We start from the raw sequence: 25,720 nt of genomic DNA, 5'->3' as shown, positions 1-25,720 counted from the left end.
TTATGAGAATTGATGCTTATATCGCTGAACACGCCAAAAATACCCCTCATCAAATTGCTCTGGAAGAGGGCAAAAAGTCCATTTCTTACAGCTGCCTTGATGAGGATATAAGCACAATTGCCTCGTCTCTGACTGACTTTGAGCACTGCGGATTTGCAATACTGGCTGAGTCCGGTACGCATTACATAAAGATACTTATGGCAGTATATCGGTCAGGCAACATTGCAATACCCCTGCCAATCGAATTGCCAGGGTTAAGCCTCGAACGAATCCTTGACACTGCACGCATCAATAACATAATTGCAACGAAAAGACAGTACTTACGATTTGGAGATGGATTTTTTGAGCGTTTTAGAACTGTGATCGTTGTATCAGATGATACTGCAGTGGAGACTCTCAGCAAAAGAGTGATACTCGAGAGAAATAATCCCGAGCTGAGGCTGGTGCTTTATACATCAGGCACAACAGGCACTCCAAAAGGAGTTATGCTAAGCGATAAAAACCTGGTCTCAAATGCCAGATCAATAATCGAGGTTCTGAACATAACCCCAAAAGATAAAGCAGCACTGGTAATATCTCCTCATCACGCCTTCGGGAATTCAATAATCAATTCCCACCTGATGGCCGGGGGGTCAATCCATACTGGAACAATGAATTTCATAGAACCAGTTTTCAATATCATTGAATCCGGAGTATCCATATTCTATGGAGTACCCAGCACCTATCGTATTCTTCTCAGATACCCGGAAAGGTTCAAAAAATCCTTTGCAAATGTCAGGACCGCTGCATCTGCCGGAGGAGCCATGGACCGGGCTATTGTACGGAATATAAGAGAATTAAGTCCGGGTACGCAGATTCTGCCAATGTACGGCCAGACCGAAGCCACCGCAAGGCTTGCCTACCTGCCAGCAGAAGACGTAGACGAATTTATCGATACGATAGGAAAGGCTATTCCAGGGGTTGTACTTGAAGTATTTGACTCTGAAAACCGGCCAGTAGATCCTGGTAACACAGGCGAGCTTGTAGCCAGAGGAGACAATATCCTTCTGGGTTACCTGAATGATGAAGCAGCAACTGAACAGAAGATCCTCGATGGGTGGATGCATACAGGGGACCTGGCACAGAAACTTTCAGGCGGATACATCAAGCTCCTTGGCCGTAAGGACGACCTCATAAAAATAGGTGACCACCGGGTTAACCCGAGAGAGATCGAGAAAGAGATCGAGATGAACAATGAGGTCTCCAGTGTTTTTGTTGTGCCTATATCCCATGAGCTTATGGGTAATGCGATCAGCCTCATGGTCATACCAAATCAGGAAACCGAAGTCGATAAAATTTTTGCTTTTTGCAGGAAGAACCTGCCAGGCTACCTATACCCCAGAGAGATCTTATTCATTGACCATCTTCCGCTGAACGAGAACGGGAAAATCTCCAACAGGTCCATTATAGAGGAGTATCAGCATGTCAAAGCGAGTATGTAAAAAGTGTGTTCTGGATTCGGATATTCCAGGTATAGAAATTAACGAAGAAAGCGGTATCTGCCATTTCTGTGAGACTTACGTTCCTCTTTCTTCACAGGAAAAGGAGCAGTATCTCAACAGGATTGAAAAACTCTTTAACGAATACAGCGGCAAGGGCAATTATGATGTGATATTTGCACTTTCAGGTGGAAAAGACTCTTCATACACCCTTTACAAACTCAAAAAAGACTATCCCTTCTTAAAAATACTTGCTGTCCAGTTTGATAACGGGTTCACTTCAGATTATGCCGTAGTAAATGCAAAGAAAATGTGTGAGATTGCAGGATGCGACTATTTTAAGCTTACAATGGAAACAGAGGTCCTGTACGAGCTCTTCCGAAAGGCAGCCGAATCCTATGATGCTTTCCCGAAGTTTGCCAAATACAGGGCAAGCGACATATGCAATATCTGCATCAGCGTCATTAAGCAGAAATTGCTGGAACAGGCCATAGTTCAGAACGCTCCTTTTATTATATTTGCTTTTACAGCAGGACAGTCTCCAAAGCCCATAATCAATCTGTCAGCTAATTTCATACAATGGTCAAGGAACCTTTTTGAAAAGCAGCTTCAAAAAATAGGTATTGATGACAAAGATGAGACGTTCCTTATAAAAAATGAAGTCATTAAAAATATAGGGGAGATTGCTCCATTCATGCTGCACCCTCTCTGTCTCTGGGAATATAGTGAGGATAAAGTGCTTGAAACAATAATAGGGCTCGGGTGGAAAGCTCCTGACCTCAATGACAGCAATTCAACTAACTGTACACTGAATTCTTTTGCATGCTACAACCACTTCAAAAAGTACGGCTTCCATCCATATGCCTTTGACATAGCAGGACTTGTCCGAAGTGGGGAAATGCCAAGGGAAGAAGGACTGGAAAAACTTAACCAGGAACTATCGCCGCTTCTTATAGAGGAAGTTGCAGAGAAACTTAACTTGAATATAAAAGACTCTTAAACATGATTAAACTATTTTATTTAAACGATTTGATTTTGAATTACAGTCCAATCATTTAAAAATAAACATTTCAATCATTTTAGGAGTAAATAATATGCAGGTAAAGGAAGAACTTAATGTTAATATAAAGGAAGAACTCAACAGAGATGCTGATAAGCTTGCTGAAAGACTCAGGGGCTTTATAAGAGAGCAGGTCACGGCTTTTAAGAAAAAAGGAGTGGTTTTAGGGGTTTCGGGGGGTATTGATTCAGCTGTAGCTCTTACGCTTTGCGTACAGGAATTCGGAAAGGAAAACGTATATGGTCTACTTCTTCCGGAAAAAGAATCGGCTCCTTCAAGCAAAATTCTGGGGGCAGAAGTCTGTGAAAACCTGGGAGTTTCATATGAGGAAGTTCCTATTTCTCCAATCATTGAAGCTCTTGACATTTACAACAAAAAGGAACAGATTATAAAAAAGACCTGTCCGGAATACGACCCCAAAATACATAAAACCTCACTCGTGCTGCCTGATTTCCTGAATCAGGGATTGTTGAACGTTCCTCATATCAGGCTGATAAAAGACGGGGAAACGGTTGCCAAGCACAGGTTGAAAGCAAATGATTATCTGGAACTGATTGGGCTGCAGGGGGTCAAACAGCGATCAAGAATGGTAGTCCAATATATATATGCCGAAAAGATGAATTACGTGGTGTGCGGCACAACCAACAAGACCGAACTTGTCCTTGGTCAGTTTGTGAAATACGGGGACGGTGGCGTAGACCTCGAGCCTCTTGCAGATTGCTACAAGACTCAGATCTATGCTCTGGCAAAACACCTCGGGGTAAATGAGGAAATTATAAAGCGTCCGCCAAGTGCCGACACCTGGAGCCATTATACGACTGATGAGGAGTTCTACTGGCGTATGCCCATGCACATTATAGACCAGCTCCTGTATGCCCAGGAACATAAACTGTCTTTAGAGATTACTGAAAAGAACACCGGTATGCCCAGAGATACTATAGAAAAAGCCTGGAAGCACATTGAGAGGGTAAAAGATACCACCGAGTATATAAGGGCTGCTCCGCCTATCTTCTATCTGGACATGTAATTCACATGGAGCAAATACTTAGATTAAATGTGGGCCCTTCCAGAAAAATCATTTGAAAGTTTTTCCTCTTACCGGCCAACAAAATCAACATTTGGAGCCAACGTTAACCCGATCAGCAATTAAGACGGATAAGAATCAACTACCCACTAAATCTGAAGATTTAACGGATTTCCTGCTGAGGTTTTATGAACACAAGAGTTTCCATTGTACGTTGCCCAGACTATTCACATGTAAAAGGTGCGATTAAGGAGGCACTCGCCCTGATAGGCGGGCTTGAGAGCGTTATATCTCCGGGCAATCGTGTGCTTCTTAAACCCAATGTGCTTGCTATACGGACTCCGGAGGACGCGGTCACCACTCATCCTGCAGTAGTATCCGCGATGTGTGAACTGGTCCTGGAGGCGGGAGGTATTCCTGTAATAGGAGACGGGTCAGGGATTTCGAAACCAGGTTATACCACAACTTCGGAAGCTTTTCGTGCATCGGGAATTGAAGGTGTCGCATCCGCTTTCGGTGCAGAGCTTATCAATTTCGAGACCTCAGGTTACACCGAGGTATCTGTTCCCAATGCCAGGTATTTCCCACGCCTGTACATAGCAAAAGCAGTCCTTGAGGCCGATGTGGTAATCTCACTTCCAAAACTCAAGACGCACGAACTAACACTCTATACAGGGGCTGTCAAAAACTTCTTTGGGGTAGTGCCTCAGAAAATAAGAAAACAGGCCCATGCCCTGGAATACCGTGACCGTTTTGGGCACGCAGTTGTTGATATTTACTCTATCGCCAAGCCTCATCTTGCAGTTATGGACGGGGTGATTGGAATGGAAGGGAATGGCCCCTCGAACGGCACACCTGTCTTTGCAGGCGTGGTCATGGCAAGTTATGACTGTGTAGCTCTGGATATTGTAGCCTCTGAGCTCATCGGAATCGATCCTTTAAAAGTTCCTACAAGCAAAGCTGCACTTTCAAGAGGGTTTGGAGCTGAACATCCGGAGGTTGTTGGCATACCTTTGGAAGAAGTAAAGGTCAGGTTCAAAAGGTCGGAAGGCGGGATTACGGCTTACCTGCCGCCTTTTGTAATTGGAATTCTTCGAAAACAGTTAACTGTAAAACCTTTTATAAACACTTCAAACTGTGTGCTTTGTAAAGCCTGCGTTATGAACTGTTCAGCGCATGCAATTGAGGAAGTGGGCAGGACACTTAAAATCAACCAGCAAAAATGTATTCAGTGCTACTGCTGTCGTGAAATGTGCCCGAATGATGCAGTAGAAATAAAAAAGTCTTTACTCCTAAAAATTATAACCCGAAGTAGAATCCGATAAGGCTATCACATGAGAAGATAATTCAAGAGGCAACCTGACCACAGGACAGGCGTATCCGAGGACTATAGCTCCCATAAAATCAGGCGGGGAATTATGTAAATCCGGGGTGCATAATTACCCGGGGGGTAGAGATCGGGGAAAACTCCATAATAGGAATCAGCTCCGTAGTTAACCGGGATATCACTCCAAAAAGTCTTGCTCTGGGTTATCCGGCTCGAGTTGTCAAAAAGCTTGATGGCGTAGATGATCTCCAAACCTGATTTACGAGTTTTTTGTTCAGTATATCACCAGATCCGGAATCATTTTTCAGCTCTGTAACTGAATTCAAACCCAAATTGGCTCAAAGCGAATAGTGCCATTAATATTACAACGAATATGCAGAAAACAGATACAAAAGATGCGATCAGATAATGAAAAAAGCCAGTCCCTGTGAATTCTGTAGTCATCATTGAGGATACACTGAGAGGTTTATTATAAAGCGGATAGAGATAATAACAGTATCCTGTAGTTACATCATCTAACAGCAGGTGTGTGAGGAAAGCAGACTCTGCAAAAATTGCCATGTATACTATTTTATTGAATTCCCTGTATGCAACATATCCGACAACCCCCCCGAACAGAATTGCAGTAGAACTGAACAGGAATGAATGCGTCGGGACCGAGCCAATCCAGCAGTGTTCTATAGTGCCGTTTACGAGTAGATTATATACAGCCGTTATGTCCGGGAACAGAGTACATAAACCACCTACAAACATCAGCAATAGTAGTGTCCCTGAGTTTCTGAATGAGAGCTCTCTGCAATAGAGCGCCTTTGTTGTAGCATATACAGCTACCGCGCAGACGCAAAACAAAAAAAACAGGACATGTACGACCGGATATGGCATAAGGGATCCTTTTTCAAATATAGGATATAGCGTATTTTTTCACACGAAGCGGATTTTAGAACATTAGGATCTCCAGATTTGATCAAATCATGGAGAAGATTAGCAGTTCTCTAAACTCTTTATCTATCTTCTATTAGACCTGTCTTTTATAAGATATTTCTTCTGAGTGAATTCGCTGAAAAAATCTTGGTCCATTTTATTTAAAAGGAGTTAGGATATAAATCCGGGCAGATGCCCTCATAGAGGGATAAGTTCAACAAGCAGCCCGTCTTCAAAAGGATGCCTTTCAATAATGAAAAGGCTTGTCCCAAGGGGTTCAAGTTCTTCTTTGAGCTCGGCTTTAAGGTCTTCAAGCACCCACCAGGCTACCTCAATTTTTCCTTCCTTTACTTCGAAAAATTTATCTGGAACATCTGTATCCCTGAGAATTTCTTCTGCAAGTTCCTGGTTCCCTCCGTTGATGACCCCATAGATAAGAGTGCCGTCTTCCGTGATTTCATCAAATTCTCTTGCTGTATTTTTTGCAATCCTCTGAAACCTTTTGCGCAACTGGACTGCATCTTTATAGGTCGAAGAACAGAAATGAACTCTTTTACACATACTAGAAGCACTTTCAGCATAAGTATGGGACCCGGCAGCAGCACAGGAAATATCTGATTCCAGGGAAAAACCATTTTTATACAGGGCATCTGAGTTATTATCAGAAAATTCCAGTTCGTTCAGGTTAAGGAAAATTCCCATTTCCTCTGCGAAAGCCGCAACTTTCTCTGCCCCTTCAAGGGAAGGAATTTCTATTCCGGTTTCCATCCCCAGATCTTTTGCATTTCGCAGGGTATCTGCATAAGGGCTGTGCATAAGCTCTCCCCAGACTGCCTGCGGAGGATGGAAGCGGATTTCATCAAGGTCTGCTTCTGCTAACTTTTCAAGGGTTTCCCTATCAGGAGCAAGAGAAGTATAAAGGTGAATATGATGACCTTTCCCAAAAGAGGACTTAAGCAGGTGAATGTAGTGCAGGACTCTCTCCACTTTAATTAGAGGCTCCCCACCAGTAATCCCTGTCCCGAGGGCATCCATAAGCTCCGCTTCCTTCAACAAATCCTCATCGCTTTTTACAAGCCTTTCGTTTGCAAAAACCAGGTCTTTTCCATGCCTTTCATCGGAAAGTGGGCAGTAAAAACAGCTTTTAGGGCACAGACCCGTTACAAAGAGCACCATTTTGGCGCCCTGCTGGCATAGCCTGCAGCCTTCTGAAAGGTAACTGCAAAAGGAGCCTGTCTCATCTTTGGATAACTTTTCCATACCTGAGACTGCATATACTTTTGTCCTATATAAGGCTTGTTTCCGGATACCTCCCCTGTCTCCGAATGAGATCCACTAAATGAAAAGAAATTAATCCGGATCCGGTTCAAAACTTAATGGTTCAGAAATAAATATATCTATCAGATACCAAAGGTTCACTGATGTCAGAGAAGGAAGGATATGTTGTAGTTTTCGGCTGCAAAAGGTGCGGAAAATGCAAGGATGTATGTCCTGTAGGTGCCATTTATGAAGAAAACGAGCTTGCAAAAATTGATCCTGAAAAGTGTAACCTTTGCATGAAATGCATAGATGAATGTACTAACAGATCCATTATTTACATGGAATGACATGAGAATCAAGTTGATTGAAATCCAAAAAAATCAGAACAAAGTCCGAAAAAGTCAGGAAAAGGTCGGAAAGAGATGTTTGACCCGAAAAAAATCCCAGTTAAGGGAAAGATCATAGATGTTACAGTCCCTATTTCTTCTTTTACCCCTATCTTTCCTGGAGACCCCGAGCCTTCAATCGAAAAGTTCCTCACTCTTGAAAATGACGGTTGTGCAGTATCCAGATTGAGTCTTGGAAGCCATACAGGCACGCACGTTGACGCTCCTTCTCACATCCTGAAAGATGGACTTTCAGTTGACAGACTGAACATTGAAAACCTTATGGGTAAGGCGGTTGTTCTGGATTTTTCCCAAATAAACGGGGCATTGACAGGCAATATTCTTGATAAGGCTTACAAAGACCAGAGAAACAATGACCAGAAAAATACTGAAAATGTTTCCATTCTCCTCCTGAAAACAACGGCTTCTGTCCGAAATGAAAAAAGTCCGGAAATACCGGGCTTTCGGGTAGGAGGACTTGATAAGAAAAGGGTATTTGAGGAATCTGCTTACCTTGATGCAACTGCTGCAGCCTGGATTGTCCAGAATGGGTTCAAAACAGTAGGAATCGATGTTTTTTCCGTGGACAGCCTCTCCTCAGAAAGCCTGCCTGCTCATCACACGCTTCTTTCAAATAACGTGAACATCGTGGAATGTCTTGACCTCAGCTCAGTCGAGGCCGGAATGTATTTTTTCCTGTGCCTTCCCCTGAAAGTTGAGGGCTGCGATGGAGCCCCGGCAAGAGCGTTACTGATTTCGGACTCCTGATATGTTCCTGATATGTTCCTGATATGTTCCTGATCAGAACCGGGCCATTGTGTATCTTATGCCGTCCTGGGTAACCATTTCGAACAGAAACTCACCTGAAACCGGGGATTCTATGACTACTGCTGTGCTTTCGAACACTGATGACGTCTCGCTGCTGTCCTGGCTTTCGGCAGGAATCCAGATGCTTTCCGGATTCTGGATGCCTTTTATAAAGTGAATGGCATCTCCTTCAATCAGCACTCTTTTTTTAACTCCGTTTTTGTACTGGTAGATAAGGGTGTTGTTTTCCGGAATCCACCCGGAGTCGGTCAGGTTGCCATTGCATTCCTGATCAGGGTCCACTCCGAAACTGATGTACCTGACAGACAGCGGGAGAGAAAAGGTCAGGGTGCACATGCTCCCTTCAGGGCTGTACCTGTCTGCAGGGTCTCGGGCATACCCCCCCTGGATCGAGAGAAGGGAAAGGGAGGCTGTTTCTGCCTGGGTTTTAATTTTCGCTTCCTGAAGGACAGGCGAGGCTACTACATTCCAGGCCTGGGCCAGAAGGAGCACTACTGTAGCCAGAAGCCCAAGATATACTACAAGTTTAAGTGGGATCGTGTCTGCGGCCACAGTGTCTAAAACAAATTTTTTCATATAACGATAAATGAGGTTTACATAATAAAAAATTTTACTCCATCGGAGGAGGTATTTTTCCGGCAGTTTAAAACAAAAAGGAAAACTTGAAGATAAAGAACAGGTTAAAGAATAACAGGAGAAGACTAATCAAAGAAAGCTTGAATACAAAAAAAGCTGGAATAGGATAACACTTAAAATATAAACAGTAAGTGAAAAGTACAATTCATCGGAAAACACAGGAGGGTTTGGAATAAACAAGGAATGCGACGAAAATCTGTTATGTATCCCTTTTTCTGAGGAACAACTTGAGGGAATAAAAAAGTATGCAGCTCTTAACGAAATGGAAGTTGAAGAATTTATAAAAAATATTTGCCTGACTCAATGCCTCCAGCAAATGGAATACTTACAGGGGCCGAGACCTGAAGCTGGAGGAGGAACGGCAAAATCTGAAAACGGGTCAAAAACCGAGCCAAAGAAAACTGAAATTAAAGACAAAAAGCCTACCTCAAAAGACTTGCTTGATGGGCCTCTCGTTCTGGACCAGCAGTGCATAATGGATTTATTTGCAATCAAACGAGAGTTTGGCCATACTTCAAATAACAAGGTCATTACCGTTGCCCTTAAACTGGGTTTAAATCAGCTCAGTGTGGCTCTTGATATGCTCAAGCACAAATTGGAAGAATAAAAGTTAAGACTTTCTGGAAAACCATTTCAGGAACTTATCTACAGCCCTGCGCCGGTGGGAAACCTTATTCTTTTCTTCGTCCCCGAGTTCCCCGAAGGTCATGCCCCTGTATTCGAAGATAGGATCATATCCAAAACCACCTGTTCCACGCTCTTCGTATGCGATCTTCCCTTCCACAATACCAGGGAAGACCAGGGGTTCTTTTCCGGGTTCACAATATCCGATTACGGTTTTAAAATATGCGGTCCTGTCCTCTTCTCCTTCCATCATTTTGAGCACTTTGAGATTTCCCAGTTTGTCTTCCACAAAACGGGAGTAGGGGCCTGGAAAACCGTTTAAAGCATTTATGAATATCCCGGAGTCATCTACCATCACAGGCATGTTCAGTTTGTTTGCAACATACTGTGCCCCGTAAGCAGCAATCGGTTCAAGTTCATTTTCCTGGAGTTCAGGATAACCATTTTTGTTCTGGATGACTTCGATCCCGAAAGTTTTGAAGATATCCCTTACCTCGGCAAACTTGCCCTTATTTCCCGTAACAAAGATAATCTTATGCATAGCGAGCCCTCTTTTTTATCTCTTCTACTCGCCTGAGTACATCCTCTGAACCTATAAAAGTACTTCCATACCCTTTTTTGAAAGCTTTAACAAGGGTTTCGTGGTCGCGGTGTGTACTTTCAAAAGTCTGGAAAAGCACATGGACGTCCACACCTCTGGCTTCCAGGCTTTTATCAAAATAAGCAAGCCCGAAGTCGATAAGGTAAAGCCTTTCGCCTGCAAGCAGGAGGTTTGAAGTGGTAAGGTCTCCGTGTACTATACCTGAACTGTGTAGCCTGCCAACAAGCTCTCCGACCTTTTCCGAAACCTCTGGGGTTATAAGATACTTAATGGGAACTCCTTCGATGAACTGCATTTTGAGCTTGAATTCCTCAACATCGTAGATGATTGGCGTAGGCACTCCTGTGCGCCTGGCTTCAGACATCAGGCGGGCTTCTGTCCGGTTCCTTTCTCTCCTGATCCTCTCATCTATTCCTCTGTGCCTGTAAACCTTGGGAACCCTTTCCTTAACAAGCACTTTCTTTCCTTCCGGTCCATCCTCAAGGTAAATAACAGCTTCAGCCCCGTTGTCAAGCATCTCTCCGGGGGGAGTCCTGAGGAATATCTCAGGAGAAATTTCAGGGACCTTTTTCATTTCCTTTTCCTTTATCCAGGTCACTTTCACATCATCGGTCCTGAAACTCGGGTTCACACGCGAATCTTCAAGGGAGAGAGTATTTCCTGACTTATACATCAGGAGCCCGGTATATGCGATCATTGTCCCGTTGTCGCCCATGAAGCGCTTTTCGGGCACATAGAACTTTGCACCTCTGGCTTCACACATCTCGTTTAACATCTCGCGAAGCCTGGTATTTGCACCTACACCGCCTGCCAGCAGCACTTCCTTTTTTCCTGTGTGGGCAAGGGCGCGTTCTGCAACCTCCACAACCATTGCAAAAGCTGTTTCCTGATATGAATAGCAGACATCTTCAAGAGAAGCTTTTTTCAGGGCTTCGCTTGAAGCTGTTGAGAGCCCGGAAAATGAGAGGTCCATTCCTTTAATCACATACGGGAGATGGATATATTTCTTTGCGTCTTTAGCGCAAGCCTCGATTTTAGGCCCTCCGGGATGAGGCAGGCCAGCTCCCCGCGCAAATTTATCAAGGGCATTTCCCAGGCCAATATCAAGAGTCTCACCAAAGACCCTGTACCTCCCTTCCATATATGAGATTACCTGGGAATTTGCCCCGCTTACATAAAGAACTACAGGGTCGGTTGCCGGGGTTCGCCAGACCCCTATTTCTATATGGGCGATGCAGTGGTTGACTCCTAACAGTGGGATCCCGAGAGACAGGGAGAGCATCCTGGCTGCTGTTGCAACGGTTCTAAGGCAGGGTCCGAGTCCGGGGCCCTGAGAAAAAGCTATTCCGTCAATATCCGAAGGCTCTACACCTTTTTCTTTTGCTTCTGCAAGGAGTTTTTTGATTACACTTGCTGCATATTTTGCATGGTGCTGGGCGGCTTCCCTTGGGTGAATTCCGCCTTTTTCGGGTTTATAAGTTTCTGTAACCTCAGCAATGATTTCGTTCTCAGTCACGATTGCGGCACTCAGATTCCAGGCAGTACCCTCGATTCCAAGGATGAATGTGTTTTTCACGGCTTCCACTCTCCTTCCGGTGCGTCTCCTCTGCTTGCTATCACTGCCTTCGATAATATCGGAGAGGGTTATATACATTTGCTTTTCTGACATCCTTGAAGTTTTTTGAGTTATCTTTCTTTTATGAGCTTCACCTTCTTTTCCGGAGCTTCAAAACTTCCCGAGCTTTTCCATGCTTTCTCTCATGGGTTCCGGAGAGAACAGATTTTTTTCGAGCCTTTCCTTAAACTCTTCCAGAATGGAGGAAGGGATGTCAAAGTCCAGAGGTGGTGGAGTAAGTGTTTCAAGTTCAAGTTCTTCCCGTCCCGACCTGTTGAATCTGAACGCCGGAAGGAACAGGAGAGCGGACAAAATCAGAATCGAGACTACATACTCCTTTCCATAACGCGCCCATAAGGCACTGTTTTCCCCATTCGGATAAAAAACCTGGCTTATAATGGATGCCGGCCAGGATACGAAGGGAAGGGTTGAGGCTGCAGGGTGGGACAGCAGCAAGCTGAAGATTATCAGGAAAATTAGCCCGAATCCTGCTTTTTTAATGAAACCGTATGTTTCCGAAGCAAACCACCATTCCCACCAGGCAGATCCTGGATGGCCGGTACGGATATTTTTAAGGAAGAGGGCAGCAGGCTGTTTTACCTCCCTGGAATTTTCAAGTTTCAGGCATTCTTCGAGCCTTTCGGAGGCTTTTCGGAAGTAACGGGCTTTATAGTAAAAAAAGCCCAGGAAGTACAGGGCGTAAGCTTTCAGTTCATTGTCTTCCGGTTCCCGGCAAATAGCTGCCTTTTCAAGTTTTCCGGCAGCTGCAAGGAGTATGTATCTGAAACGTGCACTATCTTCTTCAAAAGAAGTTTCTGCATACATATACCTGGCATATACGTCCCAGAGCAGGAGCCTCTTGTCTTCCGTATCCAGGGCAAGAGCCATCCGAAAAGACTCAAGAGCGTCTTCACATGCCTGTTCTTCAAGCTCCACCCTGCCTTTCAGGTTCCTTGAAAATGCATTTTCCGGAGCTTCTGCAATTGAAGCTTCAAGCTCTTTTAACGCACCCCTGCTGTTCCCAAGCCTGAAATATATCTCTGCAAGCCCATTCCTGGCATGAATGTTCTTCGGATTTGCTTCAGTTGCTTTTCTGTACGCCTGCAAGGCGTTTTCAAAATCTCCCTGCTTTGAACAGGCAAAACCCAGCAGGTAGAAGGGAAGATCCGGGCATGTATCCCCGGCTGTGACCCGTTCGAGAACCTTTACAGCTTCCTCAAACTCCTTAAGCCTTATCAGGGCAAAGGCTTTCATTGCCGAAGCCAGAGTATCTCCAGGATCGAAGATAAGGGCACTATCAAATGCTTCCAGGGCTTTTTTCCATTCTCCGCAGTGTACAAATACAATGCCTTTCCCGGAAAAGGCGATTTTTCCGTTTCCCGACAGTTTTCTGGCACTTTCAAAGGCTTTCAGGGCATCTTCATATCTGCCAAGAGCTTCAAGGGCAAAACCTTTGGCGATCATGAGCATTTCCAGCATGTGCTTTTTTCCGGCAGTGTCCAGAACCCTGGGCATTTCCACTTTTATTACTTCACTGATCTCTCTAGCTTTTTCTGAGCTTATGTTTGTGTAAAAACTCTCTTCTGCCTGCTCAAAAACCTCCAGAGCTTTTTCATATTTTCCAAGGCATATGAGGACAATTCCTCTGCAGGTCAGAGGGGAAATATCTTCTGGTCTGTACTTCGCCGCCCTGTCAAAAGCTTTAAGTGCTTCTTTATATTCTCCAAGTTCAGCAAGAGCAATCCCCCTGTATTTCCAGCTAGCAGCCCCAATTTTATTCTCAGGAAGATTCCCGGACAGCTCAAGGTATTTTTTAAAAGCTGTCTGGAGCTGGTTTTCAAGAGGTTCTTCGGCGTCATTTTGCCTGGTTTTAAGCCTGGAAAGGGCAACTCCGCGGTTGTAGCGGGCAGGCAGGCTTTCATAATCAAGCGTAAGGAGATTTTCATAAGCTTCGAGGGCTTCCCTATACTTCCCGAGTTTACAGAGCACATTTCCCTTCCCATTCCAGGCAAAGGCATTTTCTAAATCAAGCCTTATAGCCTGTTCAAAAGCTTCCAGAGCTTCGGAATAATTCCCAAGCTCATAATAAACTTCACCAATGCCGCTCAGGGTGCAGCTATTTTCGGACCCAAAAGAGAGAGCTTTTTCGTAAGCCTGCATTGCGTCATAATATTTCCCGAGGACAAAGAAACACCTGCCCGTCTCCCCCCAGCATTCTGAATTCTTGGGGTCTTCTTTAAGAGTATTACTGAAAGAATCAAGAGCCTGTTGGTAATTTCCAAGAGCCAGCAGGGCTTTTCCCCTGTTGATTTTGGCTTCAGTAAGAGAACTGTCCATCTGAAGTGCACTTTCAAACACCTGAAGTGCTTCCTCATATCTTCCCAGGCTTCCGAGCAGCCTGCCTTTTTCAACCCTGTTTCTTACATTCGTGGGTTCAAGAGTAAGGCTTCTTTCAAAAGCTTCAAGTGCCTCTTCTCTTTTCCCAATGCTTTCCAAAATTTTTCCCCCGGTTTTCCAGGCTCCTGCAGAAGCAGGTTCAAGCTCCAGAGCTTTTTCACATGCATTCAAAGCTTCCCTTTTTCTTCTCAGAGAAAGGTATGCTTTTGCCTTGCCTTCCCAGGCTCCTGCATTTAAGGGTTCCAGTGCCAGTGCTTTTTCAAAAGCTTCAAGAGCTTCCACACTCTTTCCCAGAATGTAGAGGGAGGCTCCCCTGTGGTACCAGGCTCCAGGGTTATCAGGATTTATTTCCAGAGCCCCTGAAAGGGCTGAAACTGCTTCGATGTGCCTCCCCAATCGGTATAAGGCAAGCCCGCTATAGTAAAGAGCTCCTGCATGTTTTGCATCTCTTTCAAATACCTCTTCGAAAGCCTCCAGAGCCTGCTCAGGAAGGTTCAGGTACCCGAGTGTCATGCCCTTAAAATAATGGGCAGGGACATTGTCCGGGTCAAAAACAAGGACCTTTTCAAAAGCCTCCAGAGATTCCTCAGGCCGGTCCATGTACCGCAGTATTTTTCCTTTATATTGCCAGGCGACCGTATCCTCAGGGTTTATTTCAAGCAGGGCATCGAAAGCTTCAAGAGCCTTTTCAAAATATTTCTCTGACTCGATCGGATTTTTCAGGTTCAAAAGAGCAAGGGCTTTACTGTACCAGGCTCTGGCATAAAGAGAGTGCATATTCCCCCGGGAGTTGTCTTCATAAAATATTTGTGTAGAATTATATATGCGCCAGGCTATATATACGACTACAGAAAATAGTTACTTATTTACTAAATTCAGGATCTAGCTTTATCTTCAGGCTCAGCTTCTGGGTATATATTGCAAAAAAAGCTTGCTGCAAAAGAGCGCTTCATGAAAAGGCCTGAACGATTCCAAAGGAAAAAGGATGAGATACTCCAAAGAAAAAACTTGAAAGGTTCCAAAGAAAAAACTTGAAAGGTTTCAAAGAAAAAACTTGAAAGGTTTATGTCCTCTTGAGGAGGACATGATGAAAAGAACCGCAAGAAAAACTCCTGCGGTTCGGGTTGAAAAATGAGTTAGATTGGTTCTTGAAGCGAATTACTTCTTGAACTCGGTATAGCCGCACTTCCCGCAGGCGAGACGGTTTTTGTGGTCGGCAAGGAATATACCTGGTCCGCATCTTGGACAAAACTGTTTGAGTCTGGTTACGGAGTCGCCCTGGACTTTGTAGTAATCTTTTACTGCCATGTTTATACACCTCAGTAAGGCTTACGCCTCTTCTTCCTCAGTTTCTGCTCCCGGGGCAGGGTTCCTTTTCAGGATGAATTCCTGTTCTACTTCTTTCATGCGGCTTACATCTTCGTAGAGCTTGGCATAACCCTTGCTTTCCTGCATTCCGTATTCAGTCTTGATCCTCTGGATGACCAACAGTTCAAGGGGGGCATTTAACATTGCAGCAAGTTTGTTCCTTACATCACTTCTGGAAGGAGTTGAACCTTCATCTTTCACAATGAAATCCAGTTCCCTTCTGTTTAAAAGTGCATTTTTTTTATCTTTAAGGATATTTATGTCCATCTAGAATTCTCCGTATCTTATCCAATTCATTATTCTGATTTTTGCTGATGAGCCTTTCAAAAAGAGCCCTTATTTCTTCCTTCTTTTCCTCAGTGACCTCTACAAAGACCACACCCTCATCGGGTTGTCCGTAAAGGACCACAGACCCCAGTGGAGCCATAAGGATTACCGGAAGGGTTGCCAAATCCTCTTCTCCTCTTACAAAAATGCGGAGAAACTTTTCTGAGGCAAACGCTTCACAAAGGGTTTTTATCAGCTCATCGGTGATAATCCCTGCGGGATTGTCAACCGAAACTTCTTCATAGACCTTATCCCTGTTCCGGGCCGACACATCACTGGATACCGGTTTCCTTTTGGTGCGGTTATCCACTATACAGATGTCCGGAATAATCCCGGCTTCGAGCAAGTGGAAGGTAGTAACATCCCCTACGGATATAAGTTTTGTGGGGTTAGCAAGCTTTTCTATAAACTTTTCTACTGTATCCCTGCCCTTCCCCCTGTATAAAGTACCAAGGGGTCTTTTCATAAGTGGGCGAAGTTCTCTTGGAAGTTCGATATGAACACTCAACTCAGCGCACCTTCAAAGCAAATCTATCCGGGATGTCAACCCCGAGTTTTTTTGCGATTTCCGAGCGTTCCGTGTCAAGAATTATAACAAGTCCACTCCATTCTTCTGCAAGGTCTGAAGTTCCGCAAACAGGACAGGTTTGCCCTTCCAGGACCCTCAAGCAGTGTCGACAGACTTTTTCTGACATTGCAAATCCTCTCTTTTGCTTTCTTTTTTATTCAGGTAGTCTCTTCACCTGTGATTTCCTGAGGCTGCTTCTTCCTGCGGGCTTCTTCGAGCCACTGCAATTTTCCAAGGGCAGTCTGGCGCATGGTAAGCCCGATCTTGCTTTCTTTTGGTTCCCTTTCATTGATGCTGACTGCAACAATTCTGGCTCTTACATGGTCCCCTTCAGCAATTGACTTGCCTCCGGTTTTAGTGACAAGCCTTGCGTTTTTGGCATCATAGGAAATGAAGTCGTCAGTAATCTGGCTTACGTGGAGCAGCCCGTCCATTGGACCCATTCCTATGAATACTCCAAAGCCAACAGCTTCCACGACCTCACCTTCGATAATCTCCTGGAGCTCTGGAAGAAACATTATTGCTTCGAATGTCACATCATAGTATACGGCCCCGTCTCCGACAAGGATATGCCCTTCTCCAACCTCGTCGATATTGTAAACCGCAACGAGGGAGCCAAGTTTTTTGTCAACCTGCCCCTCAAGTTTTTCCCGTAACGCGTTTTTAATGGTAGGCATCACTTCTTCCCCGAGAAGGGTAGGAGGGATGCGAACAGTATCAACGAGTTTCATTAATTTATACATCTGCTAATCACCCGTAAACCTTAATCAATGGAACTGCTGCCCGGAAATGTCCGGTGGGGTTTCAGACAACGTCCAGTCTGTTTTTCTGGCGCAGAGACACGGTCTGGATCCTGTTTTCGACAAGCCTGCGCTTCAACCCTATATCGTTTGTCAGAACGGCCGCTTCCATCTCGCCCGCGAGCCTGAGAATCACATCATCCGCATGCCCCGTACCGGTTATTCTCTTGCACCTGTCCATCATGGACCTGGCAACCTTCGCGGCTGTTCTGTTTGAACCTTTTTCCCGCTTTATGAGTTTTTCGATTTCAAATACAACAGCTTCAGGTACATAGAACTCATTAAAACCCAGCCTTTTCAGTTCTTCGAAAATATCCACTCCGAACTGGACAGGGATCATGAACCCGTTTGTATCAATTATGATTTTCAACTCTTTATTACCCCTACTCCAATGAGCCTCCAGCGGGAATCGATTCTCCTGCTGATAGCAACCATCGCCCCGACTGCTGCACTGATCGGGCGCTTGAGTGACACCTGGGCTTCATTTTTCCGGGCACTTGTTACCACACCTACAGTCGTTGCGGTTCCTATATTGAGCATAAGGGGTTCACTGGTCTTGATTTCATTGATTTTTTCTTCCTTGGTGACTCCCACAACCCTCTCGAGAAGGTGTAATTCCATGACAAACTGGTGCCTGGTCTCAGGAAGAGTGCCCGGTGCACCTGCAATCTGTCCGGTTAAAGAGTCGCCTTTTGTCAGGGTAGGGTCAAGGTAGGTTCCGACAGCCAGAAGACCTCCGGGAGTTGCTTCCTCTACCTTTGTTGCGCCTGCATAAATGGATGAGATAGTCGTCAGGATCGGAACCCACTTAGTGCTGCCTTCGGTGGTGATTTTGATTCCAGGCCTTATCTCGAGCTCGTCTCCGGGGTGAAGTACGCCTTCTGTAAGGGTGCCTCCGATAACTCCTCCATGGATTTCATCAATTGAGGCTCCGGGTCTGTTAATGTCAAAAGACCGGGCGATCAGCATGCTTGCAGGCTTGCCTGCTTTATGTAGAGGAGTCGGGATCTGGGTTTCCAGGGCATCGATCAGGATATCGATGTTGATGTTCTGCTGGGCTGAGATCGGAATTACAGGTGCATTTTCTGCGACCGTACCTTTGACAAATTCCTTTATCTGGTGGTAGTGCTCGACAAGGCGCTCTCTGGATACAAGGTCAATCTTGTTCTGCACGATAACAATATTTTCAATCCCTATTATGTCCAGGGCCATAAGGTGTTCTTTTGTCTGGGGCTGAGGGCAGTCTTCGTTTGCGGCAATTACGAGCACTGCTCCATCCATGATTGCAGCTCCTGAAAGCATAGTTGCCATCAGGGTCTCGTGCCCAGGGGCATCTACAAAAGACACTATCCGGTGTTCTTCCGTTTTTTCTCCGCAGTTGGGGCAGGTCTTTTCCACAGTATAACCCTGTGGAACAGGGCATTTCGGGCATTTCATGAATGTGGAGTCTGCATACCCCAATCTTATCGAAATACCTCTTTTTACTTCTTCACTATGCGTATCCGTCCACACGCCAGATAAAGCTTTAACAAGTGTGGTTTTTCCATGGTCGACATGGCCTACCATGCCGATATTAACACAGGGCTGACTCAAGTTGTAGTTTCCTCCAGTAAAGTGAAGATAATCTGATATAAGGCAGGTATTTATCTGAAATCTGTGCCTTCAGGGATTATTTAACTGCTTTTTCCCCCGGGTCTGCAGACTTCAACTCTAAACCTAATCTGATCTTTAATTTTCACTATGTGGTCCTTGATTTTATGTAATCTGTAAATTGAAGCGGGATTTTTACTGAAACTGGCTTTACATTAGCCCAAACCCCTTCCCCTAGGCAAATTCTGAATTTCCAAGCTGGAAACCCGGGAAAGTTATGTAATTTAATTATTAATTACGGCTTGAATTTAGCAGATTCAGATGATACTTTTAAAGTTTACGGTATCCTGCACAACTCATATCTACTAATGCCGGAAAGCCTTAATAAATTTATGTGACGATCATATCAAGTTTCTCGAGCTCCAGAGCGCGCCTGATCTCAAAGGCAAGTCTTCTTCCCGTACTCATCGGCCTTCTCCAGAGTGAGTTGCCATAGGAATGCCCGACTGACATGTGTACATTGGTCCCGCCACCTACTCTCGGGGCCACATCATAAATATAGAAATTCAGGTCCTTGTCCACACAGGTCTGGAGGCAGAAAGGCCCTATAATTCCAGGTGAATAATGCTCCTGAGTAGCTTTTACATACTTTTCTCCCATTTTGAAGACCTTTTCAAGGAGGGACTCGCGAAGGGTGGATGAGTTGTGTCCGCAAACGGTATATTCCGGGGTAAGCTGATGCTGGGCAAGAGCCATCTGCTGAGGGGCAGGAAGCCTCACATGCCCATCAAGGCTGGTCTCAAAGCGCCAGTCAACGCCAAGGAGCTCCAGCTTGCTCATTTTTGGCTCTATTGGAGAGTAGAACATATCAAGGTTGAACACGGGTCCTATAATATAACGCTCGATCCTGGCATTCTCAAGAGCTTCGCGCGTAATCACTCCCTGTTTTATAAGGGCTTCAGATTTTTCCAGGTATTCCCCGTAGCTTGAAGCCGTGAAAAATCCCCTTTCAAGTGTCTTTACTGCATGGGGGAGCTTTACCATTACTAGCTCGTCAATGTCCTCGGGAGACTCTATCTTTTCCGGGAAGGGAAGCCCTGCTTTTTCAAGGATCCAGTAGTAACTCTGCTGTTCGCTTCGTTCCTCGCTCCTGAGGAGGTTCCTGCTCCCTACCACAGGCACTCTGAAATTTTCTTCGATCTCATCGATGCTGCAGTAGGAGGTAAATGAGCGATTAGGGACAAAAAGCACTTTTTCATCAACCAGTTTCTGCTGGTTCTGGGGCAGGAGGATTTCGTTAAATTTTTTATAGACAACTGCCTCGTCGACAATTCCCCTCTTGATCTTCCCGTAATGGTCTCTCTGAGCCCTGAAGTATTCGGTGTAGGTCTTCTCCCTGCCTGCCTGGCAGACTGCAAGGGTCCTGAAATCTTCCTCAACTGCTCCGTCGCAGATGTCGAGTCCCGAGTGAGAGGCAATTGTCCCCACTTTTATCTTATCAGCATGCGCATAATAGCCTTCAACGATTTCCTTAATTTCTTTCCTGTCAATCATATGTGATGTCTCTCAGCTTTTTCGAGGTATTATATGTGATGTATCTCAGCTTTTTCGAGGTATTATATGTGATGTATCTCAGCTTTTTCGAGGTATTGATACTTCTGTGAGATGGTGATCAGGTGTGATCCTTTATGATTCTTAACCTGACATCCTGGATGATATGCCTGAAATACAGGCCCCGGTGGGAGCCTGCCAGATTTTATGAAATAAAAACTCTGATTGGATTTTTCCCAATAACAGCTTTACCTATTAAAACCCTTTCTAATAGAAGTAATCATTTATATAATAGAGGGTAAGCTGGAGGACTGGTTTGCCTCCCATGGCAGCCTCTATTTTATCTGATTATTAGAGGAAATTAAGGATTAAAGGTGTAATAAAGGTCTCAACTATAGCTGCCAGAAAGAGGAGAGGCAAAATCCAGTGGAAATAAAATCTCAGTCCTTCTTTAAATTCTTTTTTAATCTCGGTAGACCTGCCTATAAGGGCAGAGAAAACCTGGTGTCCAAGCCTTAGCCCTATTCCAGCTGACAGGAATACCATGGGCAGTTCCACTATCCCGTGCGGAAGCAGAGCAAGTATTATAAAAAGCAGACCTTTTTCCTGGGCTACAAAGTGTGAGATAACTCCTACAACATATCCATTGAAGGCAATAAACATTACTGGGAGAACGCCAAAAGCAAGCCCGAGTACAAGAAAAAGCAGGCTTACAAAGGCATTGTTAAGAAAGATTCCAAGCATAATGAATATCGGGGGCATAGCCAGGAGGGGTGCGAAACGGGAGCTGAAACCTTCCATGAGCTTATCAGCCATATCCGGAAAATTTGCCAATGAAGTATAGCCCACAAGCAACGCCCCGAAGAATACAAAGGTAATGATAAGTACATATGGCCAGATAAAACGCAGATAACTGGTAAACTCAGATACTTTTGAGGCACTTCTTCCTCCGGATTGGGATTTTGCATCTCCGGTATCGGCTAAAAAGGCATTTTCCACTGGAGTATATATTTTTTCCTCCCTCTCTCCTTCAGGAGTTTCTGCTCCTACTTCTTCGTTTCTCTCCCGCAAGTAATCGTCTTCCTCTCTTTCCATGTTTATCCCCCATAAAGATTTAATATATTAAATCCTGGTGTCAGCTGCAGGTACCTGTTTACCATTTCTTTTAGATTCCCAGCATCATTCGGATTGTGTTTCGGGTTGCCGGAGAAAGCCCGAGGATCAAAATAACCATCTTAATAAGCATTTTCAGGTTTTCCGACTCATCATCTTTCTCAAACTGGGTATCAAGTGCATAAAGAACCCCTACGAAGATAATTAGCTTCAATGGATACATAACCAATGCGGTATCAGTAAGTTTAATGAGATAAGACGGAAGCACGTGTTTTTCAAAGTATCCCAGTTTATCTATCCCTATGTATGTCGAAGATGCATCCATCATATGGGCAAGCAGGATGGACAGGTTCAGAGGGTCGGTAAAAATCGAGGATTTAAAATGGCGGGCAACCAGGTAAAAGGCAAGGGTCAACCCTGTCCCTGCTCCAATTACGAAGATCGGAACATAAGCGGCTACAATGTTCTCAAAATATAGCAGAGTGCCAAGGTTTAATAAAAACCAGGCAAGTCCGAAACCTGCAAAAACGAGGTGAAAATCCTTCACATGCCCTGCCTTCTGCAGCCTAATAGAGAGCCAGAGGCAGATTACGGTTACCCCGAAGACCAGGAAATAGATATTCGGGGTTATAAGCAAATAGGAGAAAGGAGGATGAAAGATGCCCGCAGGAGAATCTTCAAGCACGCGCAGAGAAGAGCCTGCAAGTACGAATGGCAGGAGTGAGAGGATAAACCTGGGGGTTATCTTTACTTCCAGCTTATTAAGGAGCCTGAAAACCCCGAAAATACAAATGCCCAGTACCACTGCCCAGGTAAAGGTGTTTACAAGGTTATACCCTTCATCGCCCCTTATGGGGTCCAGATAATAGGTATTGATAAATTGTGAAATCTTATCCGCTAAAATACTCATCTGATCACTCATTCAAAATGGCAATAACCTAATACAATTAATACTTACTGTACATAGCTGAATTTGCATACTGGCTCATATATCTGAAACAAACTTATTTCTAAACTATAAATGTAATAATCTCAATGGTGACCGGTGTTCGGTTTAATTACAGATATTTCTTTGCCTTCTCGAAGCTTTGTTTCAGGAAAAGCAAACATATTATATGGGTGTTATATTACAAGGATATTATATCACTTTAGTTATATAATTATTTTATGCAATTGAATCTGTAAAAGGTAATAGTTAATAGACTTCAATAAGAGAGAATTGATTTAAGAGAAAATTGATTTAAGAGAGAATTGATTTAAGAGAAAATTGATTTAAGAGAGAATTGATTTAAGCAATTCCCCTGGCGAAATATCCATGTTTAGAATTGTGTTATTAATATCATTTAAGAATTAAATTAATGAATTGAGTTCTCCTATAAAACTATGCATATTATATTTTGAGAAGTTGTTTATATTTGAGAAGTTATTGATGTTTTCTGCAGGTATAATCACCTGGCGATATGAGATGCCTATATAGGTATCTGCTGATGTTAAATACCCGGATGATTAGAGATATCTGCAGTGACAGTTGATATGTTAATCCGAAGTAAATAAGTAAGTAGGTAAGTAAGTAAGTAAGCTTTACTATCGGCTGGTCTAAACCTGTCGTGTTTACGAAAGAAAGTATACACTAAAGAAAGTATACACTATATCTTTATCACAACTAAAAATTCATGCGGGTATGAAATTGACCATCAATAAAAACAGCGCAAAATGGATGCAGCTTCCAAGGGACGTGCTTATCGGGCATGGTGTACTTGAGGAAATTGGAGATGTCTGTAGGGACCTGAAACTGAAAGGAAATGCGCTGATAGTGACCGGGAACACTACCCGGAGTGTTGCGGGTAAAAGAGTGAGCAAACTCCTGGAAAACGCGGGTAGCAGCGCAGAAACGGTCCTTACCTGCAGGGCAACCATGGAGGAAATCGAGAAAATAATGCAAAAAGCCCTCGAGACAGAGGCGACTTATCTTCTCGGTGTAGGAAGCGGCAGGTCCATTGACCTTGCAAAACTTGCTTCAACGAGGCTCGAAATTCCCTTTATCAGTGTGCCGACGGCAGCTTCTCATGACGGCATTGCGTCTTCCAGAGCTTCAATAATTGACAATGGAAAAAATTCTTCAGTACAGGCCCAGGCCCCCAGTGCCGTAGTCGCGGACACAGAAATTATATCGGCGGCTCCATTCCGATTTCTTGCAGCTGGCTGTGGAGACATTATTTCCAATTACACGGCAGTAATGGACTGGGAGCTTGCAAGCAGACTCCGAAACGAGTACTTCGGGGAATATGCGGCAGCTCTTTCCCGCATGGCAGCACGGGTGATAATAGAATCTGCCGACTCGATAAAACCGGATCATGAGAGGTCTGCTAGGCTTGTGGTAAAAGCTCTTGTCTCAAACGGGGTTGCAATGAGCATTGCAGGCTCTTCAAGACCTGCTTCAGGATCGGAACATATGTTCAGCCACGCCCTTGATAGGATTGCCCCAAAGCCTGCATTACACGGAGAACAGTGCGGAGTTGGTACAATCATGATGATGTACCTGCACGGAGGAGACTGGCAGGAGATCAGAGACGCTTTAAAAAAGATCGGGGCTCCTACAACTGCAGAAGAGCTGGGAATAGCAGATAGATATATAGTCGAAGCCCTGTTACATGCACACAGTATTCGCCCGGACCGCTACACAATTCTCGGAAACGGGCTTACTCCTTCGGCAGCCGAAAAAGTTGCAAGAATCACAAAGGTCATAAGTTGAAAAGTTGTTTTCAGACCAAAGCAGAAAATCGGCAACTGTTTGAAATATAATAACAATAAACATAATGATATCTCAGAACCCTTTAAAGCCGGGGTTCAGATCTAGTGGTTCAGATCTAATAAGTGTCAACGGCCCACTTGAGTTTAAAAGAATTCAATTTATTCAGGATAATCCGTCTTAAGTGCCTTACTTCAGGTTTAATCTCAATACTAATTCAAAACTCAATACTAATTCAAAATATTTCGGGATAAGCTCCAGGAATCCCGATAAACCAATAAATGCCAGAATTAATTTAAACGGAAGAACTATTATGACAGAAAGCGATACCAAAATAACACTCATAGGATCACGGCTGGCAAGGGAAGGGCTGGAATTTATATTCAAAGGTGAAATGCCTGAGTGCAAAAAATGCCGGCTGAAGAATACCTGCCTTAACCTTGAACCAGGACGCAGATATAGAATCGAAAGAGTAAAAAGTAAAGACATACACGAATGTTTCCTGCATGACAGTGGAGTGCTTGCTGTGGATGTCAGCCGGGCTCCTATCCTGACAACCATGGAATCGAGAAAAGCCGTTGAAGGGGCAAAAATTATGTATGAGCCCGCCAAATGTGGCAAGAGAGAGTGCAGTGTGTATGAAATCTGCCACCCAGAAGGGCTTTTAAAAGGGGACAAATGCAAAATTGTAGAGGTCCTTGAGAGCCTTGACTCAAAATGTGAAGCAGGCAATTCCTTAAAAAAAGTGAAACTTGCCTGGTGAACCTAAACAAACACCTTTTAGTAATAGTAAGATTGATTATTAATTAATAAAAAAAGTATATAAGCGGTGTTATAAGTGCCTGAACATGCAATGAACCAGGTCCCCCCCTATGAATTTTATACCCAAAAGCGCTGGGAAAACTGGCTCGGACGGGCAAGGGAAAGTGGTTTTCAAATAAAAGAATCCGAAGAAGAAGCCGGAAAGGAAAGCGCTGTATTCGTCAATATGGTCGATGACGTGATCCTTGCCTGCCTGAAAGTAATCGCTCGCTTTGAAAAAGATCTGCTCGCTAAAGAAAAAGCTTTAAAGATTCTTGAGGAGATCAGGGATATCGTGCTTTCCGAGGTCGACCCCATTACTGAAGATATTGACCTTATGATCGACTCGGTACAGACCTCTTTGATGGGGGCGCTTGTCGCCTTTGAATGCTATGTTATGGGTGACTATGAGGAAGAATCAAACATCGAAGAACTTATAAAAGCAGCTATCGATGCCGAAGCCTCGGATAACCTTGAACTTGCTCTTGATTACACTGCACAGTGCGGGGCAATCGTGCTCAAAGGACAAAACCTGCCAGAAGAGGTTATGGCTGAGCTTCCATACGGCATTGTTGCAGAATGGCTTGACGGGATTGACTCAATCTCAGCAGCGATGGTAGGAAGCGACAGTTATAAAGAATTCGATGAAGACGATGAGGAAGACACCGTATAACATCTTCCTCTTTAAATTTTATT

The 25,720-nt window shown here is 44.3% G+C and carries 26 protein-coding genes; 10 read left to right on the top strand and 16 right to left on the bottom strand.

The genetic code is table 11. The features are described from left to right. The first annotated feature begins 2 nt into the window (after nucleotides 1–2). The 4 genes from MSWHS_RS14285 to MSWHS_RS14270 all read left to right on the top strand — a co-directional run bounded on the left by MSWHS_RS14285 (nucleotide 3) and on the right by MSWHS_RS14270 (nucleotide 4,887). Complete coding sequence (locus MSWHS_RS14285; RefSeq protein WP_048130523.1) at nucleotides 3–1,481, top strand: class I adenylate-forming enzyme family protein; 1,479 nt, start codon at nucleotides 3–5, stop codon at nucleotides 1,479–1,481. Further along, a complete protein-coding gene (locus MSWHS_RS14280; protein WP_048128951.1) occupies nucleotides 1,462–2,478 on the top strand; it encodes a hypothetical protein in 1,017 nt (338 codons plus the stop codon). Before MSWHS_RS14285 ends, MSWHS_RS14280 begins: the two co-directional genes overlap by 20 nt. 94 nt (nucleotides 2,479–2,572) lie before the next feature. Beyond that, nucleotides 2,573–3,565, top strand: coding sequence for an NAD(+) synthase (gene nadE / locus MSWHS_RS14275; RefSeq protein ID WP_082088138.1), 993 nt, complete (start codon nucleotides 2,573–2,575; stop codon nucleotides 3,563–3,565). A gap of 185 nt (nucleotides 3,566–3,750) precedes the next feature. Beyond that, nucleotides 3,751–4,887, top strand: a complete 1,137-nt coding sequence (locus MSWHS_RS14270; RefSeq protein ID WP_048128946.1) for a DUF362 domain-containing protein — start codon at nucleotides 3,751–3,753, stop codon at nucleotides 4,885–4,887. Nucleotides 4,888–5,186: 299 nt separating this feature from the next. Here MSWHS_RS14270 and MSWHS_RS14260 read toward each other — a convergent pair whose 3' ends face one another. Beyond that, nucleotides 5,187–5,771 carry a metal-dependent hydrolase gene (locus MSWHS_RS14260; protein WP_048159255.1) on the bottom strand — a complete coding sequence of 195 codons (585 nt, stop codon included), beginning with the start codon at nucleotides 5,769–5,771 and terminating at the stop codon, nucleotides 5,187–5,189. A gap of 237 nt (nucleotides 5,772–6,008) precedes the next feature. Further along, nucleotides 6,009–7,070 carry a radical SAM protein gene (locus MSWHS_RS14255; RefSeq protein ID WP_048129106.1) on the bottom strand — a complete coding sequence of 354 codons (1,062 nt, stop codon included), beginning with the start codon at nucleotides 7,068–7,070 and terminating at the stop codon, nucleotides 6,009–6,011. A 161-nt stretch (nucleotides 7,071–7,231) separates the two neighbouring features. Here MSWHS_RS14255 and MSWHS_RS14250 point away from each other — a divergent pair, with 161 nt between their 5' ends. Together MSWHS_RS14250 and MSWHS_RS14245 are read left to right on the top strand one after the other, a co-directional pair. Beyond that, nucleotides 7,232–7,417, top strand: coding sequence for a DUF362 domain-containing protein (locus MSWHS_RS14250; RefSeq protein ID WP_048129108.1), 186 nt, complete (start codon nucleotides 7,232–7,234; stop codon nucleotides 7,415–7,417). A 75-nt stretch (nucleotides 7,418–7,492) separates the two neighbouring features. Further along, a complete protein-coding gene (locus MSWHS_RS14245) occupies nucleotides 7,493–8,224 on the top strand; it encodes a cyclase family protein (RefSeq protein ID WP_048129110.1) in 732 nt (243 codons plus the stop codon). A 33-nt stretch (nucleotides 8,225–8,257) separates the two neighbouring features. On the opposite strand, the gene MSWHS_RS14240 is transcribed toward MSWHS_RS14245, so the two are convergent. Continuing rightward, nucleotides 8,258–8,860, bottom strand: coding sequence for a hypothetical protein (locus MSWHS_RS14240; RefSeq protein WP_048129111.1), 603 nt, complete (start codon nucleotides 8,858–8,860; stop codon nucleotides 8,258–8,260). A gap of 376 nt (nucleotides 8,861–9,236) precedes the next feature. Here MSWHS_RS14240 and MSWHS_RS14235 point away from each other — a divergent pair, with 376 nt between their 5' ends. After that, nucleotides 9,237–9,527 carry a hypothetical protein gene (locus MSWHS_RS14235; protein ID WP_231585455.1) on the top strand — a complete coding sequence of 97 codons (291 nt, stop codon included), beginning with the start codon at nucleotides 9,237–9,239 and terminating at the stop codon, nucleotides 9,525–9,527. A 3-nt stretch (nucleotides 9,528–9,530) separates the two neighbouring features. Here the strand turns inward: MSWHS_RS14235 and MSWHS_RS14230 are convergent, their stop codons facing one another. The 13 genes from MSWHS_RS14230 to MSWHS_RS14170 all read right to left on the bottom strand — a co-directional run bounded on the left by MSWHS_RS14230 (nucleotide 9,531) and on the right by MSWHS_RS14170 (nucleotide 22,384). Next, complete coding sequence (locus MSWHS_RS14230) at nucleotides 9,531–10,085, bottom strand: XTP/dITP diphosphatase (protein WP_048129115.1); 555 nt, start codon at nucleotides 10,083–10,085, stop codon at nucleotides 9,531–9,533. After that, on the bottom strand, nucleotides 10,078–11,814 hold the full coding sequence (locus tag MSWHS_RS14225) for a bifunctional N(6)-L-threonylcarbamoyladenine synthase/serine/threonine protein kinase (RefSeq protein WP_231585454.1): 1,737 nt from the start codon (nucleotides 11,812–11,814) through the stop codon (nucleotides 10,078–10,080). The genes MSWHS_RS14230 and MSWHS_RS14225 overlap by 8 nt, the downstream gene beginning before the upstream one ends. Nucleotides 11,815–11,871: 57 nt before the next feature. Continuing rightward, nucleotides 11,872–14,934, bottom strand: a complete 3,063-nt coding sequence (locus MSWHS_RS14220) for a tetratricopeptide repeat protein (protein ID WP_048159253.1) — start codon at nucleotides 14,932–14,934, stop codon at nucleotides 11,872–11,874. A 381-nt stretch (nucleotides 14,935–15,315) separates the two neighbouring features. Then, nucleotides 15,316–15,465 carry a 30S ribosomal protein S27ae gene (locus MSWHS_RS14215; protein ID WP_048129122.1) on the bottom strand — a complete coding sequence of 50 codons (150 nt, stop codon included), beginning with the start codon at nucleotides 15,463–15,465 and terminating at the stop codon, nucleotides 15,316–15,318. 21 nt (nucleotides 15,466–15,486) lie between these two features. Next, nucleotides 15,487–15,792 carry a 30S ribosomal protein S24e gene (locus MSWHS_RS14210; RefSeq protein ID WP_048129124.1) on the bottom strand — a complete coding sequence of 102 codons (306 nt, stop codon included), beginning with the start codon at nucleotides 15,790–15,792 and terminating at the stop codon, nucleotides 15,487–15,489. Further along, nucleotides 15,773–16,360, bottom strand: coding sequence for a GTP-dependent dephospho-CoA kinase family protein (locus MSWHS_RS14205; RefSeq protein ID WP_048129127.1), 588 nt, complete (start codon nucleotides 16,358–16,360; stop codon nucleotides 15,773–15,775). Before MSWHS_RS14205 ends, MSWHS_RS14210 begins: the two co-directional genes overlap by 20 nt. A gap of 1 nt (nucleotide 16,361) precedes the next feature. Next, complete coding sequence (gene spt4 / locus MSWHS_RS14200) at nucleotides 16,362–16,547, bottom strand: transcription elongation factor subunit Spt4 (protein WP_048129129.1); 186 nt, start codon at nucleotides 16,545–16,547, stop codon at nucleotides 16,362–16,364. 31 nt (nucleotides 16,548–16,578) lie between these two features. Next, nucleotides 16,579–17,163 carry a DNA-directed RNA polymerase gene (locus MSWHS_RS14195; RefSeq protein ID WP_048129131.1) on the bottom strand — a complete coding sequence of 195 codons (585 nt, stop codon included), beginning with the start codon at nucleotides 17,161–17,163 and terminating at the stop codon, nucleotides 16,579–16,581. A 61-nt stretch (nucleotides 17,164–17,224) separates the two neighbouring features. Continuing rightward, the gene (locus tag MSWHS_RS14190; protein ID WP_048129134.1) at nucleotides 17,225–17,590 is read right to left on the bottom strand and encodes a DNA-binding protein; all 366 of its coding nucleotides are present in this window, start codon (nucleotides 17,588–17,590) and stop codon (nucleotides 17,225–17,227) included. After that, nucleotides 17,587–18,786, bottom strand: a complete 1,200-nt coding sequence (locus MSWHS_RS14185) for a translation initiation factor IF-2 subunit gamma (protein ID WP_231585453.1) — start codon at nucleotides 18,784–18,786, stop codon at nucleotides 17,587–17,589. The genes MSWHS_RS14190 and MSWHS_RS14185 overlap by 4 nt, the downstream gene beginning before the upstream one ends. 414 nt (nucleotides 18,787–19,200) lie before the next feature. Further along, complete coding sequence (locus MSWHS_RS14180) at nucleotides 19,201–20,364, bottom strand: formate--phosphoribosylaminoimidazolecarboxamide ligase family protein (protein ID WP_048129138.1); 1,164 nt, start codon at nucleotides 20,362–20,364, stop codon at nucleotides 19,201–19,203. 348 nt (nucleotides 20,365–20,712) lie between these two features. Continuing rightward, nucleotides 20,713–21,456 (bottom strand): stage II sporulation protein M, encoded by a 744-nt coding sequence (locus MSWHS_RS14175; RefSeq protein WP_048129140.1) that lies wholly within the window; start codon nucleotides 21,454–21,456, stop codon nucleotides 20,713–20,715. Between the two features lie 70 nt (nucleotides 21,457–21,526). Continuing rightward, entirely contained in the window at nucleotides 21,527–22,384 is an 858-nt protein-coding gene (locus MSWHS_RS14170) for a DUF63 family protein (protein ID WP_048129141.1), read from the bottom strand. 771 nt (nucleotides 22,385–23,155) lie between these two features. Between MSWHS_RS14170 and MSWHS_RS14165 the strand changes: the two genes are divergently transcribed. From MSWHS_RS14165 to MSWHS_RS14155, 3 genes are all read left to right on the top strand, one after another. Next, entirely contained in the window at nucleotides 23,156–24,226 is a 1,071-nt protein-coding gene (locus MSWHS_RS14165) for an NAD(P)-dependent glycerol-1-phosphate dehydrogenase (protein WP_048129142.1), read from the top strand. A gap of 310 nt (nucleotides 24,227–24,536) precedes the next feature. Further along, on the top strand, nucleotides 24,537–24,986 hold the full coding sequence (locus MSWHS_RS14160; protein WP_048129144.1) for a UPF0179 family protein: 450 nt from the start codon (nucleotides 24,537–24,539) through the stop codon (nucleotides 24,984–24,986). Nucleotides 24,987–25,061: 75 nt separating this feature from the next. After that, nucleotides 25,062–25,697 (top strand): DUF2150 family protein, encoded by a 636-nt coding sequence (locus MSWHS_RS14155; RefSeq protein WP_048129146.1) that lies wholly within the window; start codon nucleotides 25,062–25,064, stop codon nucleotides 25,695–25,697. The last annotated feature ends 23 nt before the right edge of the window (nucleotides 25,698–25,720 follow it).

The sequence above is a fragment of the Methanosarcina sp. WWM596 genome (assembly GCF_000969965.1).
Taxonomy (GTDB): Archaea; Halobacteriota; Methanosarcinia; order Methanosarcinales; family Methanosarcinaceae; genus Methanosarcina.
The sequence above is the reverse complement of the archived record's forward strand: the minus strand, read 5'-3'. Positions and strand labels throughout refer to the sequence as shown.